The organism is Corynebacterium sp. HMSC066C02 (genome assembly GCF_001814945.1).
Classification (GTDB): Bacteria; Actinomycetota; Actinomycetes; order Mycobacteriales; family Mycobacteriaceae; genus Corynebacterium; species Corynebacterium aurimucosum.
The window spans coordinates 1-690 of sequence record NZ_KV818453.1 but is presented as its reverse complement, the minus strand read 5'-3'; the positions used below and the strand labels follow the sequence as shown (position 1 = coordinate 690).

At 57.5% G+C, this 690-nt stretch carries 1 protein-coding gene; it reads right to left on the bottom strand.

Going from position 1 to position 690, the window contains the following annotated elements; all coding sequences use genetic code 11:
* A partial coding sequence (locus HMPREF2996_RS07530) for a YPDG domain-containing protein (protein WP_210398907.1) occupies positions 1-690 on the bottom strand: 690 nt, incomplete at both ends.

The window sequence follows — 690 nt, the reverse complement described above, 5'->3', positions numbered from 1 at the left end:
CCATCCTCATAACCAGGCTCAAAGGTCTCATTCTGCTTGGTATCAGGAGCGTCACAAACCTCATTCTGCTGAGTCGTGTAAGTCCACGTCGTTTGGGCCCCCTCCGGGAAGGTAAAGCCCTCGGTCGGGAACGCTTCAACCTTGACCGTCTGACCGTAGTCGTAGACGTACTTGCCATCTGCGTCCGGGGTCAGCTCCTTGCCGTCGACAGTGACCTTGTACTCAACGCCCTCGGTCTCTTCAACAGTGACGTACGGCGGCTCCTCACAGGATGCCGGGTCGTCCGCAGAAGCACCCGTAGACGGGTTGTTCTCGGTCGGAGCAACTGGCGTTACCGGGGTAGCGTCCTTCTCAGTCACCGTGACAGTGACGTCAACCTCGTCGGTGGAACCATCCGGGTAAGTCACCTCAACCGGAACAGTGATCTTGTCACCAGGGGTAGCATCCTCAGGGATGGTAACGGTGATTTCACCGGTGTTCTCATCAATGGTCACACCATCTGGAGTACCTTCACCCGGGGTGAACGTGGTGCCATCAGGAGCAGTAGTCGGGTTGCCGTCCTTGTCCTTGAAGGTAGGCTCGTCGATCTTGACGTCCTCACCAGGCTTACCCGTACCGCCGTCGTACACCGGATCGAACTCTTCGTTCTGCTTGGTGTCAGGAGCATCCGGCTGCTCAACAGTGACGGTT